This is a genomic window from Kitasatospora sp. NBC_01250 (genome assembly GCF_036226465.1).
Taxonomy (GTDB): domain Bacteria; phylum Actinomycetota; class Actinomycetes; order Streptomycetales; family Streptomycetaceae; genus Kitasatospora.
Genome location: NZ_CP108476.1, coordinates 1,946,799 through 1,968,535, shown reverse-complemented (window position 1 = coordinate 1,968,535; position 21,737 = coordinate 1,946,799). Strand labels below are relative to the sequence as shown.

General features: G+C 72.7%; 21 protein-coding genes. 17 read left to right on the top strand and 4 right to left on the bottom strand.

Translation table 11 applies throughout. The annotated features are described in order from the left end of the window. Nucleotides 1-45 precede the first annotated feature (45 nt). The 6 genes from aroC to OG500_RS07875 all read left to right on the top strand — a co-directional run bounded on the left by aroC (nt 46) and on the right by OG500_RS07875 (nt 5,123). On the top strand, nt 46-1,230 hold the full coding sequence (gene aroC, locus OG500_RS07900) for a chorismate synthase (RefSeq protein ID WP_327065697.1): 1,185 nt from the start codon (nt 46-48) through the stop codon (nt 1,228-1,230). Further along, complete coding sequence (locus tag OG500_RS07895; RefSeq protein ID WP_329578092.1) at nt 1,227-1,772, top strand: shikimate kinase; 546 nt, start codon at nt 1,227-1,229, stop codon at nt 1,770-1,772. The genes aroC and OG500_RS07895 overlap by 4 nt, the downstream gene beginning before the upstream one ends. Next, nucleotides 1,769-2,863 carry a 3-dehydroquinate synthase gene (gene aroB / locus OG500_RS07890; protein WP_327065695.1) on the top strand — a complete coding sequence of 365 codons (1,095 nt, stop codon included), beginning with the start codon at nt 1,769-1,771 and terminating at the stop codon, nt 2,861-2,863. The genes OG500_RS07895 and aroB overlap by 4 nt, the downstream gene beginning before the upstream one ends. Continuing rightward, nucleotides 2,860-3,300, top strand: a complete 441-nt coding sequence (gene aroQ, locus OG500_RS07885) for a type II 3-dehydroquinate dehydratase (RefSeq protein ID WP_327065694.1) — start codon at nt 2,860-2,862, stop codon at nt 3,298-3,300. Before aroB ends, aroQ begins: the two co-directional genes overlap by 4 nt. A gap of 73 nt (nt 3,301-3,373) precedes the next feature. Further along, complete coding sequence (locus OG500_RS07880; RefSeq protein ID WP_329578088.1) at nt 3,374-4,255, top strand: AAA family ATPase; 882 nt, start codon at nt 3,374-3,376, stop codon at nt 4,253-4,255. A gap of 61 nt (nt 4,256-4,316) precedes the next feature. Next, nucleotides 4,317-5,123 (top strand): Fpg/Nei family DNA glycosylase, encoded by an 807-nt coding sequence (locus OG500_RS07875; RefSeq protein ID WP_329578085.1) that lies wholly within the window; start codon nt 4,317-4,319, stop codon nt 5,121-5,123. A gap of 7 nt (nt 5,124-5,130) precedes the next feature. Here the strand turns inward: OG500_RS07875 and OG500_RS07870 are convergent, their stop codons facing one another. Together OG500_RS07870 and OG500_RS07865 are read right to left on the bottom strand one after the other, a co-directional pair. Then, nucleotides 5,131-6,417: an MFS transporter gene (locus OG500_RS07870; protein ID WP_329578082.1), complete on the bottom strand. Its 1,287-nt coding sequence runs from the start codon at nt 6,415-6,417 to the stop codon at nt 5,131-5,133. A gap of 154 nt (nt 6,418-6,571) precedes the next feature. Continuing rightward, nucleotides 6,572-7,033: a MarR family winged helix-turn-helix transcriptional regulator gene (locus OG500_RS07865; protein ID WP_442907012.1), complete on the bottom strand. Its 462-nt coding sequence runs from the start codon at nt 7,031-7,033 to the stop codon at nt 6,572-6,574. Between the two features lie 82 nt (nt 7,034-7,115). Between OG500_RS07865 and OG500_RS07860 the strand changes: the two genes are divergently transcribed. Further along, complete coding sequence (locus tag OG500_RS07860; RefSeq protein ID WP_329578078.1) at nt 7,116-8,048, top strand: quinone oxidoreductase family protein; 933 nt, start codon at nt 7,116-7,118, stop codon at nt 8,046-8,048. A gap of 23 nt (nt 8,049-8,071) precedes the next feature. Here the strand turns inward: OG500_RS07860 and OG500_RS07855 are convergent, their stop codons facing one another. Then, nucleotides 8,072-9,478 (bottom strand): lipase maturation factor family protein, encoded by a 1,407-nt coding sequence (locus tag OG500_RS07855; RefSeq protein WP_327065689.1) that lies wholly within the window; start codon nt 9,476-9,478, stop codon nt 8,072-8,074. A 114-nt stretch (nt 9,479-9,592) separates the two neighbouring features. Here OG500_RS07855 and OG500_RS07850 point away from each other — a divergent pair, with 114 nt between their 5' ends. The 4 genes from OG500_RS07850 (at nt 9,593) to OG500_RS07835 (ending at nt 12,736) form a co-directional block, all read left to right on the top strand. After that, a complete protein-coding gene (locus OG500_RS07850) occupies nt 9,593-10,699 on the top strand; it encodes a M24 family metallopeptidase (protein WP_327065688.1) in 1,107 nt (368 codons plus the stop codon). A 70-nt stretch (nt 10,700-10,769) separates the two neighbouring features. Further along, entirely contained in the window at nt 10,770-11,336 is a 567-nt protein-coding gene (gene efp / locus OG500_RS07845) for an elongation factor P (RefSeq protein ID WP_327065687.1), read from the top strand. Nucleotides 11,337-11,338: 2 nt separating this feature from the next. Continuing rightward, nucleotides 11,339-11,779, top strand: a complete 441-nt coding sequence (gene nusB, locus OG500_RS07840; protein WP_329578073.1) for a transcription antitermination factor NusB — start codon at nt 11,339-11,341, stop codon at nt 11,777-11,779. Between the two features lie 105 nt (nt 11,780-11,884). Further along, nucleotides 11,885-12,736 (top strand): thioesterase family protein, encoded by an 852-nt coding sequence (locus OG500_RS07835; protein ID WP_327065686.1) that lies wholly within the window; start codon nt 11,885-11,887, stop codon nt 12,734-12,736. Between the two features lie 130 nt (nt 12,737-12,866). On the opposite strand, the gene bldD is transcribed toward OG500_RS07835, so the two are convergent. Beyond that, complete coding sequence (gene bldD, locus OG500_RS07830; protein ID WP_327065685.1) at nt 12,867-13,370, bottom strand: transcriptional regulator BldD; 504 nt, start codon at nt 13,368-13,370, stop codon at nt 12,867-12,869. A gap of 324 nt (nt 13,371-13,694) precedes the next feature. Here bldD and pyrR point away from each other — a divergent pair, with 324 nt between their 5' ends. Genes pyrR through carB form a run of 6 tightly spaced genes read left to right on the top strand, consistent with a single transcriptional unit; the run spans nt 13,695 to nt 21,699 of the window. Beyond that, nucleotides 13,695-14,321: a bifunctional pyr operon transcriptional regulator/uracil phosphoribosyltransferase PyrR gene (pyrR, locus tag OG500_RS07825; RefSeq protein WP_327065684.1), complete on the top strand. Its 627-nt coding sequence runs from the start codon at nt 13,695-13,697 to the stop codon at nt 14,319-14,321. Nucleotides 14,322-14,328: 7 nt separating this feature from the next. Further along, a complete protein-coding gene (locus OG500_RS07820) occupies nt 14,329-15,318 on the top strand; it encodes an aspartate carbamoyltransferase catalytic subunit (RefSeq protein WP_329578068.1) in 990 nt (329 codons plus the stop codon). Continuing rightward, entirely contained in the window at nt 15,315-16,619 is a 1,305-nt protein-coding gene (locus tag OG500_RS07815) for a dihydroorotase (protein ID WP_327065682.1), read from the top strand. The genes OG500_RS07820 and OG500_RS07815 overlap by 4 nt, the downstream gene beginning before the upstream one ends. After that, on the top strand, nt 16,616-17,215 hold the full coding sequence (locus OG500_RS07810) for a PH-like domain-containing protein (RefSeq protein ID WP_327065681.1): 600 nt from the start codon (nt 16,616-16,618) through the stop codon (nt 17,213-17,215). Before OG500_RS07815 ends, OG500_RS07810 begins: the two co-directional genes overlap by 4 nt. Then, the gene (gene carA, locus OG500_RS07805) at nt 17,212-18,387 is read left to right on the top strand and encodes a glutamine-hydrolyzing carbamoyl-phosphate synthase small subunit (RefSeq protein ID WP_327065680.1); all 1,176 of its coding nucleotides are present in this window, start codon (nt 17,212-17,214) and stop codon (nt 18,385-18,387) included. The genes OG500_RS07810 and carA overlap by 4 nt, the downstream gene beginning before the upstream one ends. A gap of 3 nt (nt 18,388-18,390) precedes the next feature. Further along, on the top strand, nt 18,391-21,699 hold the full coding sequence (gene carB / locus OG500_RS07800; RefSeq protein ID WP_329578063.1) for a carbamoyl-phosphate synthase large subunit: 3,309 nt from the start codon (nt 18,391-18,393) through the stop codon (nt 21,697-21,699). Nucleotides 21,700-21,737: the final 38 nt, after the last annotated feature.

The window sequence follows — 21,737 nt, the reverse complement described above, 5'->3', positions numbered from 1 at the left end:
CGCCGCGCGAGCGCCGTGAACCGGACCGCTGACGAAGGAGCACCGTTGGGTACGTTGCGCTGGCTCACGGCGGGGGAGTCGCACGGCCCCGCTCTCGTTGCCACCCTGGAGGGCCTGCCCGCGGGCGTGCCCGTGACCACCGCCGCGGTGGCGGATGCGCTGGCCCGGCGCCGGCTGGGCTACGGGCGCGGCGCCCGGATGAAGTTCGAGCAGGACGAGGTGACCTTCCTCGGCGGGGTGCGGCACGGCGAGACCATGGGCAGCCCGGTGGCGATCATGGTGGGCAACACCGAGTGGCCCAAGTGGCAGCAGGTGATGGCGGCCGACCCGGTCGACCCCGACATCCTCGCGGGCCTGGCCCGCAACGAGGCGCTGACCCGCCCCCGCCCCGGCCACGCCGACCTGGCCGGCATGCAGAAGTACTCGATCGACGAGGCCCGCCCGATCCTGGAGCGCGCCAGTGCCCGCGAGACGGCCGCCCGGGTCGCACTCGGCGTGGTGGCCCGCGCGTTCCTCAAGGAGACCTGCGGCATCGAGATCGTCTCGCACGTGGTCGAGCTGGGCGCCGCCAAGGCCCCGGCCGGCGTGCTGCCGCAGCCCGCCGACGAGGCCCGCCTGGACGAGGACCCGGTGCGCTGCCTGGACGCGGCGGCCTCGGAGGCGATGGTCGCCGAGATCGACCAGGCCCACAAGGACGGTGACACGCTCGGCGGCGTGGTCGAGGTGCTGGCCTACGGCGTGCCGGTGGGCCTGGGCTCGCACGTGCACTGGGACCGCCGGCTGGACGCGCGGCTGGCCGCCGCGCTGATGGGCATTCAGGCGATCAAGGGCGTCGAGGTCGGCGACGGCTTCGAGCTGGCCCGGATCCCCGGCTCGCAGGCGCACGACGAGATCGTGCCGACCCCCGAGGGCGTCAAGCGCACCTCCGGGCGCTCCGGCGGCACCGAGGGCGGCCTGTCCACCGGCGAGCTGCTGCGGGTGCGGGCCGCGATGAAGCCGATCGCCACCGTGCCGCGCGCGCTGCGCACCATCGACGTGCGCACCGGCGAGGAGGCCAAGGCGCACCACCAGCGTTCGGACGTCTGCGCGGTGCCGGCCGCCGGCATCGTCGCCGAGGCGATGGTCGCGCTGGTGCTGGCCGACGCGGTCAGCGAGAAGTTCGGCGGGGACCACGTCAGTGAGACCCGGCGCAACGTGCAGGGCTACCTCGACAACCTGATCGTCCGATGAGCGGTGTCATGCCCGCGGGGCCTTCGTCCGGCGGGCCCAGGGCCGTGCTGGTCGGTCCTCCGGGGGCCGGCAAGAGCACCGTGGGCCGACTGCTCGCCGAGCGGCTCGGCTGCGGCTTCCGGGACACCGACGCCGACATCGAGCAGCGGGCCGGCAAGCCGATCCCGGACATCTTCATCGAGGACGGCGAGCCGCACTTCCGCGAGCTGGAGGCCGCCGCGGTCGCCGCCGCGCTGGCCGGCCACGACGGCGTGCTGGCGCTCGGCGGCGGCGCGGTGATGGCGGACGCCACCCGGGCGCTGCTGGCCGGCCGCCCGGTGGTCTACCTGGAGGTGGCGCTGCACGACGCCGTCAAGCGGGTGGGCCTGGACGCGCCGCGCCCGCTGCTCGCGGTCAACCCGCGCCAGCAGTGGCGCGAGCTGATGGAGCGTCGCCGACCGCTCTACCTGGAGGTGGCCGCCGCCACGGTGGCCACCGAGGGGCGCACCCCGGAGCAGGTCGTGGACGCCGTACTGGAATCTCTGGAGTTGAAGGACGCATGAGCAGCACCGACACCGTCACCATCCACGTCGGCGGCTCGGCCGGCCACGCTCCGTACGACGTGCTCGTCGGCCACCAGCTGCTGGGGGAGCTGAGCGGGCTGATCGGCAACCAGGCGCGCCGGGTGGCGATCATCCACCCCGAGGCGCTGTCGGCCACCGGCGAGGCGATCCGCGAGGACCTGGCCGCCGAGGGCTACGAGGCGATCGCGCTGCAGGTGCCGAACGCCGAGGAGGCCAAGAGCGCCGAGGTCGCCGCCTACTGCTGGTCGGTGCTCGGCCAGACCGGGTTCACCCGCTCCGACGTGATCGTGGGCCTGGGCGGCGGCGCCACCACCGACCTGGCCGGCTTCGTGGCCGCCAGCTGGCTGCGCGGCGTGCGCTGGGTCGCGATGCCCACCACGCTGCTGGGCATGGTGGACGCGGCGGTCGGCGGCAAGACCGGCATCAACATCGCCGAGGGCAAGAACCTGGTCGGCGCCTTCCACCCGCCGGTGGGCGTGCTCGCCGACCTGGCCACCCTGGAGACCGTGCCGAAGCACGACTACGTCTCCGGCCTGGCCGAGGTGATCAAGTGCGGCTTCATCGCCGACCCGGTCATCCTCGACCTGGTGGAGGCCGACCCCGCCGGTGCCGCGACCCCCGCCGGGCCGCACACCGTGGAGCTGATCCGGCGCGCCATCCAGGTCAAGGCCGACGTGGTCTCCGGCGACCTCAAGGAGTCGGGCCTGCGCGAGATCCTCAACTACGGGCACACCCTGGCGCACGCCATCGAGCGCAACGAGCGCTACAAGTGGCGGCACGGCGCCGCGGTCTCGGTCGGCATGGTCTTCGCCGCCGAACTGGGCCGGCTGGCCGGGCGGTTGGACGACGCGACGGCCGACCGGCACCGCACCGTGCTGGCCTCGGTGGGCCTGCCGCTGAGCTACCGGGCGGACGCCTGGCCGAAGCTGCTGGACGCCATGAAGGTCGACAAGAAGTCGCGCGGCGACCTGCTGCGCTTCATCGTGCTCGACGGCCTGGGCAAGACCTCCGTGCTGGAGGGCCCGGACCCGTCGCTGCTGGTCGCTGCCTACGCGGAGGTCTCCGGATGAGCCGGGTGCTGGTGCTGAACGGTCCCAACCTGGGGCGCCTGGGCAGCCGGGAGCCGGACGTCTACGGCGCCACCTCCTACGCCGGGCTGGTCGAGCGCTGCACCAAGCTCGGCCGGGAGCTGGGCTTCGAGGTGGAGGTCAAGGAGACCAACTCCGAGCAGCAGATGATCGAGTGGCTGCACTGGGCGGCCGACGAGAAGACCCCCGTGGTGATCAATCCGGGTGCCTTCACGCACTACTCGTACGCGCTGCGCGACGCGGCGGCCCAGCGCACCGCGCCGCTGATCGAGGTGCACATCTCCAACCCGTACGCCCGCGAGGAGTTCCGGCACACCTCGGTGATCGCCGCGATCGCCTCCGGCACCATCGCCGGCTTCGGCCTGGGCTCCTACGAGTTGGCGCTGCGCGCCCTGGCCGAGCAGCTCACCACCCGCTGACGGCGCGCGCCTCGGTTCTGCACGCAGGCCCGGCCCCGGCCCGCAACTGGGCTCGGCGCCGGGCCTGCGTGTAATGTCCCCGCCGGGAGGTGTGTCCGTGACGCAGCAGTACGCAGGGGGAGTGCCCCCGCGCCCGGTCGTGCCGCCGCCGGTGGCGCCGCGCCAGAGCGTGCAGCCGTATCCGGCCACCCAGGGCGCTCCCGTGCCGCCCCCCGCACTGCCTCCGGCGCCGCCGCAGGCCGCCGAGCCGGACACCGTGCCGCTGGTCACCGTCCCGCCCGCGCCGCAGCCCGCCGGTCCGCCGGGCGCCGCGGCGTCGCCCGGCGGCGCGACCGGGCACTTCGTGATGCCCACCGGTGCGCCGGTCCAGCTGCCGGCTGCCGCGCAGCCCCAGCAGGTGGGGCCGCTGGCGGTGCTGCTGATCGGCCCGGCCGGCGCGGGCAAGACCACGGTGGCCCGGCACTGGGCCGAGCGCCGGCCCACCGCCACCGCGCACATCAGCCTGGACGACGTCCGCGAGTGGGTGTGCTCCGGTTTCGCCAACCCGCAGTCCGGCTGGAACAACGCCTCCGAGGCCCAGTACCGGCTGGCCCGCCGCACCTGCGGCTTCGCCTGCCGCAACTACCTGGCCAACGGCATCTCCTGCATCATCGACGACGCGGTCTTCCCGGACCGGCCGGCGATCGGCCTGGGCGGCTGGAAGCGGCACATCGGCCCCGGCATGATCCCGGTGGTGCTGCTGCCCGGTCTGGACTCGGTGCTCGCCCGCAACGCCCGGCGCTCGGGCAACCGGCGGCTGAGCGACGAGGAGGTCGCGCTGATCCACGGCCGGATGGCGGGCTGGTACAACTCCGGGCTGCCGATCATCGACAACTCGCAACTGGACGTCGCCGCCACTGCCGAGGCGCTGGACCGGGTGATCGCGGCCCGGCTGGCCGGCCGGCCGGTGCGCTGAACCGAGGCGCCTGCGCCGCCGACGCCAACTCAACTCCGAGAACCGAGAACTGAGAGCCCCGATGCCCGAAGGCCACATCCTGCACCGGCTCGCCGCCCAGCACCAGGCGGCCTTCGGCGGCCGGCCGGTGGCCGTCGCCAGCCCGCAGGGCCGCTTCGCCGAGGGCGCCCGGCTGGTCGACGGCCACCCGCTGGAGCGTGCCGAGGCCGACGGCAAGCACCTCTTCCTCGGCTTCGGCGAGGCCTGGATCCACATCCACCTGGGCCTGTACGGCGTCGTCACCTTCGGCCCGGCCCCCGCGCCCGCGCCAGTGGGCCTGATCCGGCTGCGGCTGGCGAACGAGGACCAGTACGCCGACCTGCGCGGCCCGACCACCTGCGAACTGCTCACGCCCGCCGAGAAGGGCGCCGTGCACGCGCGCCTGGGCCCGGACCCGCTGCGCGCGGACGCCGAGCCGGACCGCGCCTGGCAGCGGATCGCGCGCAGCCGCAGCACCATAGCGGCGCTGCTGATGGACCAGAAGATCCTGGCGGGGGTGGGCAACGTCTACCGCGCCGAGGTGCTCTTCAGGCACGGCATCGACCCGCACCGGGCCGGTCGCGATCTGGCACCGGCCGAGTGGCAGCTGATCTGGCACGACCTGGTGGAACTGATGCGCGAGGGAGCGGCGGTCGGACGGATCGACACCGTGCGCCCCGAGCACACGCCCGAGGCGATGGGCCGCCCGCCGCGGGTGGACGACCACGGCGGCGAGGTCTACGTCTACCGGCGGGCCGGGCAGCCCTGCCTGGTCTGCGGCACCGAGGTGCGCACCGAGCAGCACGCGGCCCGCAACCTGTTCTGGTGCCCGGGCTGCCAGCAGCGCTGATCCGACGTCAGGAAACCCTGACCGCACGGTGGTTGGCCGCATCCGCCGCTCGCGTGACGGATGCCGGTGCCGCTGCCAGCCGCCGCAGGCAGGCCCGCCGCTGCACCAGCGCGAGCCCCGCGATCACCGTGCCGAGCGCCAGCCAGCCGGCCGGCCCGGCCGTCATCACCGCGCCGGTCAGCAGCAGCGGGCCGACCGACTTCTGCACGGACTGGGACATGCCGGCCACCCCGAGGTAGGAGGCGCGGGCCCGCGGCGGTGCCAGCCGCACCGCCAGCTCCCAGGAGCTCACCGAGCGCATCAGCTCCGCCAGGGTGACCAGCGCCGCCGCCCCGAGCAGCGCGAGCGAGGCGGCCCAGGACCCGCCGCCGGTGGCGACCGCCAGCACCGCGCAGCAGGCGAGCATCGTCACGCCGTACACCGCCACCGCTCCCGCGGCCCGGCGCGCTCCCTCGGCCCGGGCCGAGACCCGCAGTTGGAGGGCCACCACCAGCACGGTGTTGAGCACCAGGAAGGCCGGCACGAAGGCCTGCGGCGCGCGGGTGTGGTGCACCAGCCACAGCGGCAGGCCGACGTTCAGCACGGAGTCGTCGAGGTTCATCGGGACGTCCAGCAGGACGAAGAGCAGGTAGCCGCGGTCGCGCCACGGGCTCGGTGCACGCTCGTCCTGGCGGCCGCCGCCCGTGCCGTCCGGCCGGGCCGCGGTCTGCTCGTGCGCCCGCGGCTCCCGGGTGCGCCGCACCAGCGCCGCGGCCAGCGCGAAGGAGAGCGCGTTGCCCAGGATCAGCGCCCGGTAGGCGTCCCTGGTGCCCACCGCCAGGCCGAGCGCCGCGATCCCGGCGCCCAGCGCGTAGCCGGCGTTGGCCGCGCTGCGGGAGAGCGCCTGGTAGGTGGTGCGCCGCTCGCCCGCGACCCGGGTGGCGAAGAGCATTTCCAGCGTCTTGGCCGCCCGCTCGCCCAGGCAGGTCACGGCGACCACGGGCAGCAGCGTCGCGAAGCCGTCGCAGACCAGCAGCAGGCCCATGGTGCACAGGCGCAGCAGGTGGCAGCCGATCAGCAGTCCGCGCACCGGCAGTCGCCCCGCCAGCCGCCCGGCCAGCGGTGAGCCGGCGATGCCCGCCACCGCGGCGACGCCCAGCAGCAGCCCCACCTGACGGGCGTCCAGGTGGCTGACGACGGTGAAGTACAGCACCGAGGCCGCACCCCACACCCCGGTCCCGGTCCGGTCGAGGAACTGGGTGAGCAGCATGGTCCGCGCGTCCCGGCCGCCCGGTGGCCGGCGCAACTGCGCCACCAGCGTCTGTCCGTTCCCGCTCCGCCGCACGACCGGCCCCCGCTCCGCTCCGGACGCCGCGAAGCCACCGTGGTCGCAGGGGAGCAGGAAGCAGCCTGGCCGATATCAATCTTGATGTCAAGATACTTGATGTCAAGACACTGCTTGGGGCTCCTCAGCAGCGGCCCTCGATCACCTTCGCCACCAGTGACAGCAGCAGCTCCCGCTCCTCGGGGGCCAGCGGCGTCAGCAGCTCCTCGTTCGCCGTGTCGCCGAGCCGCTCCAGCCGGGTCAGCAGCTCGGCGCCGGCCGGGGAGAGTGCGATCGCGTTCTTCCGGGCGTCCCGGGGGTCCCTGTCGCGCAGCACCAGGCCCTTGGTCTGCAGGTCGTTGAGGATGCCCACCACATCCTTCGGGTCGATCCGCACGGTGCGCGAGAGTTCGGCCTGCGCGAGCGGGCCGAACTCGGCCACCGCGCAGAGCACCGCGTGGTGGCCCATCCGCACCCCCTCCTCGCCGAGCGCGTCGGCTACCAGGCGGTGGGCGAGGGCTCCGGCGCGGCCGAGGAACCAGCTCGGGAGGGTCTGCAGGCGGGAGAACGGGGCTTCGGTCATGGAGTCCTTCAGGGGATCCGTCATGAGGTCATCCTAAAGTCGTTGGGGATCCCAATGAAAGCTGCTAGCGTTGGGGTCACCAACGGTTTTCGAGGGGGAGCGAACCATGCGCAAGGTCAGGTTTCACCGCTACGGCGGTGCCGAGGTGCTGCGGCTGGACGAGGTCGCCGCGCCGGTGCCCGGCTCGGGTGAGGTGCTGGTGGCGGTGGAGGCGGCCGGGGTCAGCCTGATGCTGCTGAAGATGCTCGCCGGCGTCGGCGGGAGCCCGCTGTCCGGCTCGCCCGGTGGCGGCTTCGTCGGCCGGATCACCGCGCTCGGTCCGGATGTGACGGAGTATCAGATCGGTGACCGGGTCGGCGGGGTCGCCGCCGAGGTCTACGCCGACCAGCTGCTCGCGGCGCCCGCCCTGATCACGCCGGTGCCCGAGAGCGCGAGCGCCGCCGACGCGCTCTGCCTGGTCCACGGGGGGTTGGTGGCGCTCGCGGCGCTGCGGACCGGTGCGCTGGAGCCGGGGCAGTCCGTCCTGGTGACCAATGCGGCGGGCGGGGTCGGCCACCTGATCGTCCAGCTGGCCAAGCTCCTCGGCGCCGCCCGGGTGGTCGCGGCGGTCGGTGGCCCGGGCAAGGACGACTTCCTGCGCTCGCTCGGCGCGGACGAGGTGGTCCGCTACCAGGACGCGCACTGGGGCGAGCCGGTGGACCTGGTCCTGGAGGGGACGGGCGGTGAGGTGCTGCCGCGCGCGCTGGCCGCACTGGTGCCGTTCGGCCGGCTGGTCACCCTGGCCGGTCACGGCGGCACCCTGGACGCCGGGGCCGTGCTCGGCTCGGCGGCCACGGTCACCGGCCTGTCGATGGGGCAGTTGGCCCGCCACCGGCCCCAGGTGGTCGCCGACTGCCGCGCCGAGCTGTGGCGGCTGCTCGCCGAGGGCCGGCTGCGGCCGGTCAGCCAGGTCCTCCCGCTGGCGCGCGCGGCCGAGGCGGCGGCGCTGCTGGAGTCCAGGCGCAACCTCGGCAAGGTGGTGCTGGCGGTCAATCCCTAGGGCCGGACAGGTGCTGGCGGGCCTCAGCGCCGGCGCGCCATCGGGGCCAGGTAGACCCGCAGCCTGGTCCGGTGCCACCAGGCGCCGGTGGCCCGCCGCTCCGGACGGCTGGTGAACCGGTAGCGGTAGAGCACCGCCCGGACATGGGTCGGCGGTGCGTCGGGGAAGGGGTTGTGCCGCAGCAGCCGCAGGGTCGCCCGGTCGCCCGCCAGCAGCCGCTCGGCGAACGGCCGCAGCCACGGGCGCGCGTAGGCCGGGGAGATCGCCGCGAACCACATCAGCCAGTCCAGCCGCAGGTGGTAGGGCGCGTACTGGCGCGGCCGGTGCCGCACGTCGCCCGGCTTGCCGCGGAACTCGTACGCGCGCCACACCGTGTGCGGCGTCAGCCGCTCCTCGTCGGTGCCCTCGACGACCACCTCGAAGCGGATCCGGCTGATGCTGCCGAAGGCGCCGTAGGTGTTGACCAGGTGCAGCCGGTTGAAGGAGTAGTTCATCAGCTGGCCGCGCGAGAGCAGGTTGCGGGCCGGCCGGTAGCTGAGCCAGACCACCAGCGCGGTCGCGGCCAGCACCACCACCTCGTACCAGAGCGGTGCCCGCGCGGTGGCCGGCCGGCCGGCCCCGGGCAGCCGCAGGGCGCCGAAGGCCAGCGCGATGGTCAGCCAGTTGAGCCAGGCGAAGTTGCCCGAGGCGACCAGCCAGAGCTGGGTGACCACCATCGCCGCGGCCGCCCAGGAGGCGACCGGCTGCGGGGCGAACAGCAGCACCGGCAGGCCGAGCTGGGCCAGGTGGTTGGCGGCCGCCTCCACCCGGTGCAGCGGCATCGGCAGGTGGTGGAAGTACCAGCTCAGCGGTCCGGGCATCGGCTGGGTCTCGTGGTGGTACTTCAGGCAGGTCAGGTCCCGCCAGCAGCGGTCGCCGCGCAGCTTGATCAGCCCGGCGCCGAACTCCACCCGGAACAGCAGCCAGCGGAACAGGAAGAGCACCAGGACGGGCGGGGCGACCTTGTCGTTGCCCAGGAAGACCGCCAGGAACCCGGCCTCCAGCAGCAGCGACTCCCAGCCGAAGGAGTACCAGGTCTGCCCGACGTTGACGATCGACAGGTACAGCAGCCAGAGCAGCGCCCACAGCAGCATGGCGGCCCACAGCGGCACCAGGTCGGCCAGCCCCGCCGCCACGGCGGCGGCGAGCAGCGCCCCGCCCCCGGCGAGGGCGGCGAAGGCGCGGTCCGAGTAGCCGAACTGGAACAGGCTCGGCGCCTCCCGGAAGGGCCGGTGGCGCAGGTAGCGCGGCACCGGCAGCATCCCGTGCTCGCCGATCAGCGCCCGGAACTGCCGGGCCGCCGCCAGGAAACCGACCAGGTAGACGAGGGCCAGCAGGCGCAGCAGCACCAGCCGGCTGAGCGCGTACCCGGGCGCGGTGAACCACTCCACCCGTCCATCTGACCACCCGTGGCCGCGGCACGCCGTCCGGGCGCGGCGCCCGGCCCGCGTGGAACGGCCCAGTAGAACAGGCGCGCCGGGGACGGCCTCCCTAGGCTTCCAGACATGTCCGATGCGCACGCGGCCCGCCGGGAGCGGCTCAGCGAGTACTGCAGCGCCAGTGGGGCGGACGCGGCGCTGATCAGCAAGCCCGCCAACGTCCAGTACCTGACCGGCTGCCCGCCGTGCGGCGCGGCCCTGTTGCTGACCCGGGAGCGCGCACTGCTGGTGCTGCCCGCCGATCTGCCGCCCGACGACAGCGGCGAGCGGCCCGACGAGTCCGGTCTGCCGCGGCTGGCCGCCGCCGCGGGCCAGGACACCACGGCGGCCGCCGCCGCGGCGGCCGCCCGCTTCGGCGTGGCGGAGCTCGTGGTGGAGGAGCACGACCTGACCGTCAGCCGGCACCGCACGATCGCCGAGTCGGCCCCGGGGGTGCGGCTGGCCGACGTCAAGCGCGCGGTCGAGCGGCTGCGGGTGGTCAAGGACGAGCAGGAGCTGGCCGGACTGCGGATCGCCGCCGAGATCGGCGACCAGGCGCTCGGCGAGCTGCTGGAGTCGATCCTGGTCGGCCGCACCGAGCGCCACCTGGCGATGGAGCTGGAGCGCCGGATGATCGACCACGGCGCGGACCGGGCGGGCTACCCGGTCTCGGTGGGCACCGGCAGCCACTCCGGGCGGGCCGACCACCGGCCCACCGACCGCCGGGTCGAGGAGGGCGACTTCCTGACCGTCTCGCTCGGCGCCCAGTACCGCGGCTACTCGGTCTGCACCACCCGCACCTTCGTGATCGGCGCGGCCCCCGCGGCCTGGCAGGTGGAGCTGCACCGGCTGGTCTTCGAGGCCCAGCGGGCCGGGCGCGAGGCGCTGGCCCCGGGGGTGCCGGGCAGCGAGCCGGACCGTGCGGCGCGCGAGGTGCTGCGGGCCGGCGGGTACCAGGAGGAGCGGCCGCAACCGTTCGGGCACGGCGTGGGCCTCGAAGTCCGGGAGGCGCCGCAGCTGGGGCCCGCCGAGATGGGTAAACTGGACAACCGCGTGCCGGTCACCGTCGGTCCAGGGGTACACCTCCCGGGCCGCGGCGGAGTCCGGATCGAGGACACGCTCGTGGTGCGCCCCCTCGAAGAGGGCGGACCTGAGCTGCTCACCATCACCACCAAGGAGCTCCTCGCCCTGTGACCACCGCTCCCGGTGGGGGCAGGCCCGCACCCTTGGTTCCTTGACAGCTATATCAGGAGTAAGTGCGCCCGTGGCTTCCACGAACGATCTCAAGAACGGCATGGTCCTCAAGCTCGAAAACGACCAGCTCTGGTCCGTCGTCGAGTTCCAGCACGTCAAGCCGGGCAAGGGCCCCGCCTTCGTGCGCACCAAGCTCAAGCACGTGCTGAGCGGCAAGGTCGTCGACAAGACGTTCAACGCGGGCACCAAGGTCGAGACCGCGAACGTCGACAAGCGCGGCATGCAGTTCTCGTACAAGGACGGCGAGCAGTTCGTGTTCATGGACATGGACACCTACGACCAGCTGTTCATCGGCAAGGAGGTCGTCGGCGACGCGGCCAAGTACCTGCTGGAGGGCTTCGAGGCCCTGGTGGCGGTCTACAACGGCGCCCCGCTGTACATCGAGCTCCCGGCCTCCGTCGAGCTGGTCATCGAGGAGACCGAGCCCGGCCTGCAGGGCGACCGCTCCACCGGTGGCACCAAGCCCGCCAAGCTGGAGACCGGCGCCGAGATCGCCGTCCCGCTCTTCATCACCACCGGTGAGAAGATCAAGGTCGACACCCGTGACGGCAGCTACCTCGGCCGGGTGAACAAGTAACCGTGGCGTCAGCACGCACCAAGGCGCGCACGCACGCCTTCCAGATCCTCTTCGAGGCCGACGGCCGGGGCGTCGACCCGCTGTCGGTGCTCGCGAGCTGGGTTGCCCGCGCCCGCGAGCCCAAGCCCGACGAGGGTGTGCCGCAGGTCGGCGAGTACACCATGCAGCTGGTCGAGGGCTATGTGCAGCACGCCCGCCGGATCGACGAGCTGATCTCGACCTACGCGGTCGGCTGGACGCTCGACCGGATGCCGGTCGTGGACCGCAACGTCCTGCGGCTCGGCGCCTACGAGCTGATCTGGGAGGACGGCGTCCCGGACGCGGTCGTCCTGGACGAAGCGGTGGAGATCGCCAAGGAGTTCTCCACGGACGACTCTCCGGCCTTCGTGAACGGCATGCTCGCCCGTTTCATGCAGCTGAAGAGCACGATCCGCCGCGACTGAGCGATCGCCCTCCCGCCCCTTCGATGGCCGTCGGACCTTTTGGTCCGGCGGCCATCGCGCGTATGTTGTTACTGACCAGTAGCCAATTGCGAAGGGCGTTCCGCCATGACGACTGCGACCCGGACCGACAGCGAGTTCGACCAGGCGATCGCCCTGGAACCGGACCCCGGCACGCCGGGGCGCCACCGCGGTGAGCTGGGCGCCGGCTGGCAGATCGGCGGTGGGGTCAACGGCGGGCTGCTGCTCGCGGTGGCCGCCAACGCGCTGCGCCAGGAGCTGCCCGAGCACCCCGACCCGCTGTCGATCAGCGGCTACTACCTGGAGACCTCGCACCCCGGCCCGCTGACGGCGCTGACCTCGACGGTGCGCCGCGGCCGTTCGCTCTCCACCGCCACCGCTTCGCTCTACCAGGACGGCGCGGACGGCACGCCGGTCGAGAAGCTGAGAGTGCTGGCCAGCTACGGCGAGCTGGCCGCGCTCACCGGTGAGGTGCACACCTCGGCCGTGCCCCCGCAACTGCCGCCGGTGGAGCAGTGCGTGGGCATGGAGCACGCGCCCCCGGCGCTGCTGGAGCAGGCCGCCCTGCTGGAGCGCTTCGACCTGCGGCTGGACCCGGCCACCGTCGGCTGGGCGCTGGGGCAGCCGGCCGGGGCGGGCCGGATCCAGGGCTGGTTCCGGCTCGCCGACGGGCGCGAACCCGACCCGCTGGCGCTGCTGCTGGTGGCCGACGCGCTGCCGCCGGTCACCTTCGACCTGGGGCTGCCCGGCTGGGCGCCGACCGTCGAACTGACCGTCCACCTGCGGGCGGTGCCGGCCGCGGGCTGGCTGCGGGTCAGCCACGCCACCCGCAACCTGGCCGGCGGCTACTTCGAGGAGGACTGCGAGATCTGGGACTCGGCCGACCGCCTGGTGGCGCAGTCGCGCCAGCTGGCCCGTGCGCCCCGCGGGCGGGCCTGAGCGGCCCAGGGGCGGGTCTGGCACCTGACGGGCCGGTCCGGCCCGTCACGGCGGCCGGACACGCCGACGGCGCGGTCCCCCCGGGGACCGCGCCGTGACGTTTCTGCAGCTTGCGAGGGTGTTCCCGCGCTCAGCTCGCGTCCTCGTCGCGCACCGCGCGACGAGCGTCCGAGTTGAGCACACCCCAGCTGATCAGCTGCTCGGTGAGGATGGACGGCGACTGGTCGTAGATCACGGCCAGCGTGCGCAGGTCGTCCTGGCGGATCGAGAGCACCTTGCCGTTGTAGTCCCCGCGCTGGGACTGGATGGTGGCCGCGTAGCGCTGCAGCGGGCCGGCCTTCTCGGAGGGGACCTGGGTCAGTCTCTCCAGGTCCAGCACCAGGCGCGGCGGCGGCTCGGCCGCACCGCCCGGCGTGCCGCCGGGCAGCAGCTCCTGCACCGGGACACCGTAGAACTCGGCCAGTTCGGCCAGCCGCTGCACCGTCACAGCACGGTCGCCACGCTCGTAGGAGCCGACGACGACCGCCTTCCAGCGTCCCTGGGACTTCTCCTCGACACCGTGCAGGGAGAGACCCTGCTGAGTGCGGATAGCGCGGAGTTTTCCTCCGAGCTGCTTCGCGTAGTCGCTGGACATTGTTCTCCCCGGACGAGAATTTCCTGATCATGACGGTCACGGGGGAGTGGGGGTGATCCCGCGTCCCAAAGAGCGTCCTACCGGTGGGTTCGACGTCTGTTCCGTAACTCACTGTGAGGTTACGTAGAGTAAGGTAGCTGCGTCAAGCCGAATGGGGCAGTCGTGCGAATGGTCTGCTACCTCTGCGTGAACACGACACGACGGATGGCGGGCGGCCCATGATCGCCCTGGTAGCATGGCCAAGGCTCCGGGTGCGACCCGGCGGCCACTCCCGACATCCTTTAAGACCCGTCCCGTGAGGCGGGGAAGGAGGTCCGCTTCGGCATGACCACATCACAGACAGACATTCCGCGTCCGCCGCACCAGGTGCTGGACGGCGCCGACATCTCCCGGGTGATCACCCGGATCGCGCACGAGATCGTGGAGCGCGCGAAGGGCGCCGAGGACGTCGTCCTGCTCGGCATCCACACCCGCGGTGTCCACCTCGCCCGCCGGTTGCACGCCAAGCTGATCCAGATCACCGGGCGCGAGATCCCGCTCGGCACGCTGGACATCACCATGTACCGCGACGACCTGCGGCTCAAGCCCGCCCGGGCGCTGGAGCACACCGAGATCCCGGCCGGCGGTATCGACGGCCGCCTGGTGATCCTCGTCGACGACGTGCTCTTCTCCGGCCGCACGGTGCGCGCCGCGCTCGACGCGCTGGGCGACATCGGCCGCCCCCGGGCCGTGCAGCTGGCCGTCCTGGTCGACCGCGGCCACCGCGAGCTGCCGATCCGCGCCGACTACGTGGGCAAGAACCTGCCGACCTCGCTGCGCGAGGCGGTCCAGGTCCAGCTCGCCGACGCCGACGGGCAGGACGCCGTCCTGGTCGGCGACCGCGACTACGCCGCCCGCAGCTCGCAGGCACTCGCCACCCCGAACCGCCCGGACCCCCAGATTTCGGAGTAATGGTCCCGTGAAGCGCCACCTCGTCTCCGCCGCCGATCTCAGCCGCGACGACGCGCTGCTGATCCTGGACACCGCCGAGGAGCTGGCCCAGCTCTCCGGACGGGCCGTCAAGAAGCTCCCCACGCTGCGCGGTCGCACCGTCGTCAACCTCTTCTTCGAGGACTCCACCCGCACCAAGACCTCCTTCGAGGTCGCCGAGAAGCGGCTGAGCGCCGACGTCATCAACTTCGCCGCCAAGGGCTCCTCGGTCTCCAAGGGCGAGAGCCTCAAGGACACCGCGCTGACCCTGCAGGCGATGGGCGCCGACGCCGTCGTCATCCGGCACCACGCCTCCGGTGCGCCGGCCCGGCTGGCCCAGTCCGACTGGCTGCACGGCAGCGTGATCAACGCCGGCGACGGGACCCACGAGCACCCCACCCAGGCCCTGCTGGACGCGCTCACCATGCGCCGCCACCTCAACCCTGGCCTGGGCAACGACCTGAGCGGCCGGCGGATCACCATCGTCGGCGACGTGCTGCACAGCCGGGTGGCCCGCTCCAACGTGCTGCTGCTGCAGACGCTCGGCGCGCAGGTCACCTTCGTGGCCCCGCCCACCCTGCTGCCGATCGGCATCCCGAACTGGCCCTGCGAGGTCAGCTACGACCTGGACGCCGCGCTCGCCAAGACCGACGCGCTGATGATGCTGCGCGTCCAGCGCGAGCGGATGAACGCCGCGTTCTTCCCCACCGAGCGCGAGTACGCGCGCCGCTACGGGATGAACGGCCAGCGGATGGCCAAGCTGCCCGAGCACGCCGTCGTCATGCACCCCGGGCCGATGGTGCGCGGGATGGAGATCACCGCCGAGGTGGCCGACTCCCCGCGCTGCACCGCCGTCGAACAGGTCGCCAACGGCGTCTCGATCCGGATGGCCGTCCTGTACCTGCTGCTTGGCGGGGCCGTCTTCAACGACGGTCCCACCGACGCCCCCCGCACCGAAACCAGTGAGGCCGCCCAGTGACCAGCTACCTGATTCGCAACGCCCAGATCCTCGGCGGCCCCGCGCAGGACATCCTCATCACCGACGGTGTGATCAGCGAGATCGGCACCGGCCTGAGCGCCGAGGCCGACGTCGACATCGACGCGCACGGCCTGATCGCCCTGCCGGGCCTGGTCGACCTGCACACCCACCTGCGCGAGCCGGGCCGCGAGGACGCGGAGACCGTGCTGACCGGCACCCAGGCCGCGGCCATGGGCGGCTACACGGCCGTGCACGCGATGGCCAACACCTTCCCGGTGGCCGACACCGCGGGCGTGGTCGAGCAGGTCTGGCGGCTCGGCCGGGCCTCCGGCTACTGCGACGTGCAGCCGGTGGGCGCCGTCACCGTGGGCCTGGAGGGCAAGAAGCTCGCCGAGCTGGGCGCGATGCACGACTCGGCCGCCGGTGTGCGGGTCTTCTCCGACGACGGCAAGTGCGTGGACGACGCGGTGATCATGCGCCGCGCGCTGGAGTACGTGAAGGCCTTCGACGGCGTCGTCGCCCAGCACGCCCAGGAGCCGCGGCTCACCGAGGGCGCCCAGATGAACGAGGGCCAGGTCTCCGGCGAGCTCGGGCTCGGCGGCTGGCCGGCGGTGGCCGAGGAGGCGATCATCGCCCGCGACGTGCTGCTCGCCGCGCATGTCGGCTCGCGGCTGCACGTCTGCCACGTCTCCACGGCGGGCTCGGTGGAGATCATCCGCTGGGCCAAGGCCAAGGGCTGGAACGTCACCGCCGAGGTGACCCCGCACCACCTGCTGCTCACCGACGAGCTGGTGCGCAGCTACGACCCGGTCTACAAGGTCAACCCGCCGCTGCGCACCGCCGAGGACGTGCAGGCGCTGCGCACCGCGCTGGCCGACGGCACCATCGACGCGGTCGCCACCGACCACGCCCCGCACCCCGCGGAGGACAAGGACTGCGAGTGGGCCGCCGCCGCGATGGGCATGGTGGGCCTGGAGACCGCGCTCTCGGTGGTCCAGCAGGCGATGGTCGACACCGGCATGCTGACCTGGGAGGGCGTCGCGGACCGGATGTCGCACCGCCCCGCCCGGATCGGCCGTCTCAGCGGGCACGGACGGCCCGTCTCGGTCGGTGAGCCGGCCAACCTGGTGCTGTTCGATCCCGCGTACCGTGGCAGCGTGAATCCGGACAGCTTCGCCTCCCGCAGCCGCAACACCCCCTACCGCGGGCTCGACCTGCCCGGCCGGGTGCACGCCACCTTCCTGCGCGGGGTGGCCACCGTGCTGGCCGGCGAGCTGGTCGAGCAGGGCGAGCTCGCATGAGCGCCGTGCCCGCCCTGCTGGCCATGGAGAAGGCCAAGGTGCACGACTGGCCGAATTACATCGGCTGGTCGGTCGGCCTGCTGATCGTGATCGCGGTCGTCTACTGGCTGATGCGCCAGGGCTGGAACTGGCGGCGCACCCTGCAGTCCGACCTGGCGGCGCTTCCCGCCGTGCCGGCCGAGACCGGCACGGCCATCCTGGAGAGCAGCGGCCGGTACCACGGCAGCACCATCGCCGGGAGCTGGCTGGAACGGGTCGTGGCGCACGGCCTGGGCGCCCGCAGCCTGGCCGACCTGACCCTCACCGAGCGCGGCCTGCTGGTCCGCCGCCCGGGCCAGGCGGACCTCTGGCTGGCCGCCGGGGACCTGACCGGCGCCCGGACCGACTCCGGCATCGCCGGCAAGGTGGTCCCGGCCGGCCTGCTGGTGGTCGGCTGGCGGCTGGCCGGCCCCGGCGGGGAGACCGGCACCGAGCTGGAATCCGGCTTCCGGCTGGACCACCCGGACGACCACGCGGCCTGGGTCACCGCGATCGCACAACTCGCAACACAGCCGGCCCCGGCCGGTACGACGAAGACGGAAGGCGTAACACCATGACCGCACCTGCCCCCACCGCGCCGCGCCCCTGGCGCGACCGCGTGCCCGCCGTGCTGGTGCTGGAGGACGGTCGCACCTTCCGCGGCCAGGCGTACGGCGCGATCGGCGAGACCTTCGGCGAGGCCGTCTTCAACACCGGCATGTCCGGCTACCAGGAGACCCTCACCGACCCCTCCTACCACCGCCAGGTGGTCGTGATGACCGCCCCGCAGATCGGCAACACCGGCGTCAACGACGAGGACCCCGAGTCCAAGCGGATCTGGGTGGCCGGTTACGTCGTGCGCGACCCCGCCCGGGTCCCGTCCAACTGGCGCTCGCAGCGCTCGCTGGACGCCGAGCTGATCGAGCAGGGCGTGGTCGGCATCAGCGGGATCGACACCCGCGCCCTCACCCGCCACCTGCGCGAGCGCGGGGCGATGCGGGTGGGCATCTTCTCCGGACCGGCGCTGGCCGAGCCGGCCGAGCTGCTGAGCCGGGTGCTCCGGGCGCCGGAGATGAAGGGCGCCGACCTGTGCGCCGAGGTGGCCACCAACGAGCCGTACATCGTCCCGGCGATCGGTGAGAAGAAGTTCACCGTGGCCGCGGTCGACCTCGGCATCAAGGCGATGACCCCGCAGCGGATGGCCGAGCGCGGCATCGAGGTGCACGTGCTGCCCGCGAACGCGACGGCCGAGGACATCTACGCCGTGCAGCCCGACGGCGTCTTCTTCTCCAACGGCCCCGGCGACCCGGCCACCGCCGACCACCAGGTCGCGGTGCTGCGCGAGGTGCTGAGCCGCCGGACCCCGTTCTTCGGCATCTGCTTCGGCAACCAGATCCTGGGCCGCGCGCTGGGCTTCGGGACCTACAAGCTCAAGTACGGCCACCGCGGCATCAACCAGCCGGTGCAGGACCGCACCACCGGCAAGGTCGAGGTCACCGCGCACAACCACGGCTTCGCCGTCCAGGCCCCGCTGGACCAGGTGAGCGACACCCCGTTCGGGCGCGCCGAGGTCTCCCACGTCTGTCTCAACGACGACGTGGTGGAGGGCCTGCAGTGCCTGGACACGCCCGCCTTCAGCGTGCAGTACCACCCCGAGGCGGCGGCAGGCCCGCACGACGCCGCCTACCTGTTCGACCGCTTCGTCGAGCTGATCGCCGCTGCCCCGACCCGCACCACCGCAGGGAGCTGACCCGTGCCGAAGCGCACTGACATCAAGTCCGTCCTGGTCATCGGCTCCGGCCCGATCGTCATCGGCCAGGCGGCCGAGTTCGACTACTCCGGCACCCAGGCCTGCCGGGTGCTGCGGGCCGAGGGCCTGCGGGTCGTGCTGGTGAACTCCAACCCGGCCACGATCATGACCGACCCGGAGATCGCCGACGCCACCTACGTCGAGCCGATCACCCCCGACTTCGTCGAGCGGATCATCGCCAAGGAGCGCCCCGACGTGCTCCTGCCCACGCTGGGCGGGCAGACCGCGCTGAACACCGCCATCTCGCTGCACGAGAACGGCACGCTGGCCAAGTACGACGTCGAGCTGATCGGCGCCAACGTCGAGGCGATCCACAAGGGCGAGGACCGCCAGCTCTTCAAGGGCGTGGTGGAGGCCGTCAACGCCAAGATCGGCCACGGCGAGTCGGCCCGCTCGGTGATCTGCCACTCGATGGAGGACGTGCTGGCGGGCGTCGAGACGCTCGGCGGCTACCCCGTCGTGGTCCGCCCCTCCTTCACCATGGGCGGCGCCGGCTCCGGCTTCGCGCACGACGAGGAGGACCTGCGCCGGATCGCCGGCCAGGGCCTGGCGCTGTCGCCGACCACCGAGGTGCTCCTGGAGGAGTCCATCCTCGGCTGGAAGGAGTACGAGCTCGAGCTGATGCGCGACCGCAACGACAACGTCGTGGTGGTCTGCTCGATCGAGAACTTCGACCCGATGGGCGTGCACACCGGCGACTCGATCACGGTCGCGCCGGCCATGACGCTCACCGACCGCGAGTACCAGACGCTGCGTGACATCGGCATCGCGATCATCCGCGAGGTCGGCGTCGACACCGGTGGCTGCAACATCCAGTTCGCGATCAACCCGGTCGACGGCCGCATCATCGTGATCGAGATGAACCCCCGGGTCTCCCGCTCCTCGGCGCTGGCCTCCAAGGCGACCGGCTTCCCGATCGCCAAGATCGCCGCCAAGCTCGCCGTCGGCTACACGCTGGACGAGATCCCCAACGACATCACCGAGGAGACCCCGGCCTCCTTCGAGCCGTCCCTCGACTACGTGGTGGTCAAGGTCCCGCGCTTCGCCTTCGAGAAGTTCCCGAGCGCGGACGCCACGCTGACCACCACCATGAAGTCGGTCGGCGAGGCGATGGCGCTGGGCCGCAACTTCCCCGAGGCGCTCAACAAGGCGCTGCGCTCGCTGGAGAAGAAGGGCTCGCAGTTCACCTGGGTCGGCGAGGTGGGCGACAAGGCGGAGCTGCTGACCAAGGCGCAGGTGCCCACCGACGGCCGGATCAACACCGTGATGCAGGCGATCCGGGCCGGCGCCACCCAGCAGGAGGTCTTCGAGGCGACCCGGATCGACCCGTGGTTCGTCGACCAGCTCTTCCTGCTCAACGAGATCGCCGTCGAGCTGGCCGAGAGCGACAAGCTCGACGCCGAGCTGCTGCGCCATGCCAAGCGGCACGGCTTCTCCGACCAGCAGGTCGGTGAGATCCGCGGCCTGAAGCCGGACGTGGTCCGCGAGGTGCGGCACGCGCTCGGCATCCGTCCGGTCTTCAAGACGGTCGACACCTGCGCCGCCGAGTTCGCCGCCAGGACCCCGTACTTCTACTCCTCCTACGACGAGGAGAGCGAGGTCGCCCCGCGCACCAAGCCCGCGGTGATCATCCTGGGCTCGGGCCCGAACCGGATCGGTCAGGGCATCGAGTTCGACTACTCCTGCGTGCACGCCTCCTTCGCGCTCGCGGACGCCGGCTACGAGACCGTCATGGTCAACTGCAACCCGGAGACCGTCTCCACCGACTACGACACCTCCGACCGGCTCTACTTCGAGCCGCTCACCCTGGAGGACGTGCTGGAGATCGTCCACGCCGAGCAGCAGGCCGGTCCGCTGGCGGGTGTGATCGTGCAGCTCGGCGGCCAGACCCCGCTGGGCCTGGCGCAGGCGCTGAAGGACAACGGCGTGCCGATCGTGGGCACCCAGCCCGAGGCGATCGACCTTGCCGAGGAGCGCGGCGCCTTCGGCCGGGTGCTGCGGGACGCCGGCCTGCCGGCGCCCAAGCACGGCACCGCCTTCTCCTTCGAGGAGGCCAAGGCCATCGCCGACGAGATCGGCTACCCGGTGCTGGCCCGCCCCTCCTACGTGCTCGGCGGGCGCGGCATGGAGATCGTCTACGACGAGCCCTCGCTCGCCTCCTACCTGGAGCGGCACGCCGGTCTGATCTCCGAGCACCCGGTGCTGATCGACCGCTTCCTCGACGACGCGGTGGAGATCGACGTCGACGCGCTCTACGACGGCACCGAGCTCTACCTCGGCGGCGTGATGGAGCACATCGAGGAGGCCGGCATCCACTCCGGCGACTCGGCCTGCGCGCTGCCGCCGATCACGCTGGGCGGCCACGACATCAAGCGGCTGCGCACCTCCACCGAGGCGATCGCCAAGGGCGTCGGGGTGCGCGGTCTGATCAACATCCAGTTCGCGCTCTCCGGGGACATCCTCTACGTGCTGGAGGCCAACCCGCGCGCCTCGCGGACCGTGCCGTTCACCTCCAAGGCGACCGCCGTGCCGCTGGCCAAGGCGGCGGCCCGGATCTCGCTCGGCGCCACCATCGCCGAGCTGCGCGCCGAGGGCCTGCTGCCGGCCGAGGGCGACGGCGGCACGCTGCCGGCCGACTGCCCGATCTCGGTCAAGGAGGCCGTGATGCCGTGGAGCCGCTTCCGCGACATCCACGGCCGCGGCGTGGACACCGTGCTCGGCCCGGAGATGCGTTCGACCGGTGAGGTCATGGGCATCGACAAGGTCTTCGGCACCGCGTACGCCAAGGCCCAGGCCGGTGCGTACGGCGCGCTGCCGACCAAGGGCAAGGTCTTCGTCTCGGTGGCCAACCGCGACAAGCGCAACCTGGTCTTCCCGGCCCGGGCGCTGGTCGAGCTGGGCTTCGAGGTGCTCGCCACCGCCGGCACCGCCGAGGTGCTGCAGCGCGGCGGGATCCCCTCCACCCTGGTGCGCAAGCACAGCGAGGGCGAGGGCCCGAACGGCGAGCGGACCATCGTGCAGCTGATCCACGACGGCGAGGTCGACCTGATCATCAACACCCCGTACGGCACCGGCGGCCGACTGGACGGCTACGAGATCCGCACCGCGGCCGTCTCCCGCGGGGTGCCCTGCCTGACCACCGTGCAGGCGATGGGCGCGGCCGTGCAGGGCATCGACGCCCTGACCCGTGGCGACGTCGGGGTGATGTCGCTGCAGGAGCACGCGGCGATGATCAACTCCGCCCGCCAGTAGGACGATCCTGTGTGGGGGGCACCGTGCCTCGGTGCCCC

Bases quoted from the DNA above. Each gene is read 5' to 3' on its own strand.
- OG500_RS07865 (WP_442907012.1), bottom strand. From the start codon at position 7,033: ATGACGGATCCCCTGAAGGACTCCATGACCGAAGCCCCGTTCTCCCGC.
- OG500_RS07880 (WP_329578088.1), top strand. From the start codon at position 3,374: ATGTCCCCGCCGGGAGGTGTGTCCGTGACGCAGCAGTACGCAGGGGGA.
- aroQ (WP_327065694.1), top strand. From the start codon at position 2,860: ATGAGCCGGGTGCTGGTGCTGAACGGTCCCAACCTGGGGCGCCTGGGC.
- carA (WP_327065680.1), top strand. From the start codon at position 17,212: ATGACCGCACCTGCCCCCACCGCGCCGCGCCCCTGGCGCGACCGCGTG.
- OG500_RS07860 (WP_329578078.1), top strand. From the start codon at position 7,116: ATGCGCAAGGTCAGGTTTCACCGCTACGGCGGTGCCGAGGTGCTGCGG.
- OG500_RS07850 (WP_327065688.1), top strand. From the start codon at position 9,593: ATGTCCGATGCGCACGCGGCCCGCCGGGAGCGGCTCAGCGAGTACTGC.
- aroB (WP_327065695.1), top strand. From the start codon at position 1,769: ATGAGCAGCACCGACACCGTCACCATCCACGTCGGCGGCTCGGCCGGC.
- OG500_RS07895 (WP_329578092.1), top strand. From the start codon at position 1,227: ATGAGCGGTGTCATGCCCGCGGGGCCTTCGTCCGGCGGGCCCAGGGCC.
- OG500_RS07835 (WP_327065686.1), top strand. From the start codon at position 11,885: ATGACGACTGCGACCCGGACCGACAGCGAGTTCGACCAGGCGATCGCC.
- pyrR (WP_327065684.1), top strand. From the start codon at position 13,695: ATGACCACATCACAGACAGACATTCCGCGTCCGCCGCACCAGGTGCTG.
- OG500_RS07810 (WP_327065681.1), top strand. From the start codon at position 16,616: ATGAGCGCCGTGCCCGCCCTGCTGGCCATGGAGAAGGCCAAGGTGCAC.
- OG500_RS07875 (WP_329578085.1), top strand. From the start codon at position 4,317: ATGCCCGAAGGCCACATCCTGCACCGGCTCGCCGCCCAGCACCAGGCG.
- bldD (WP_327065685.1), bottom strand. From the start codon at position 13,370: ATGTCCAGCGACTACGCGAAGCAGCTCGGAGGAAAACTCCGCGCTATC.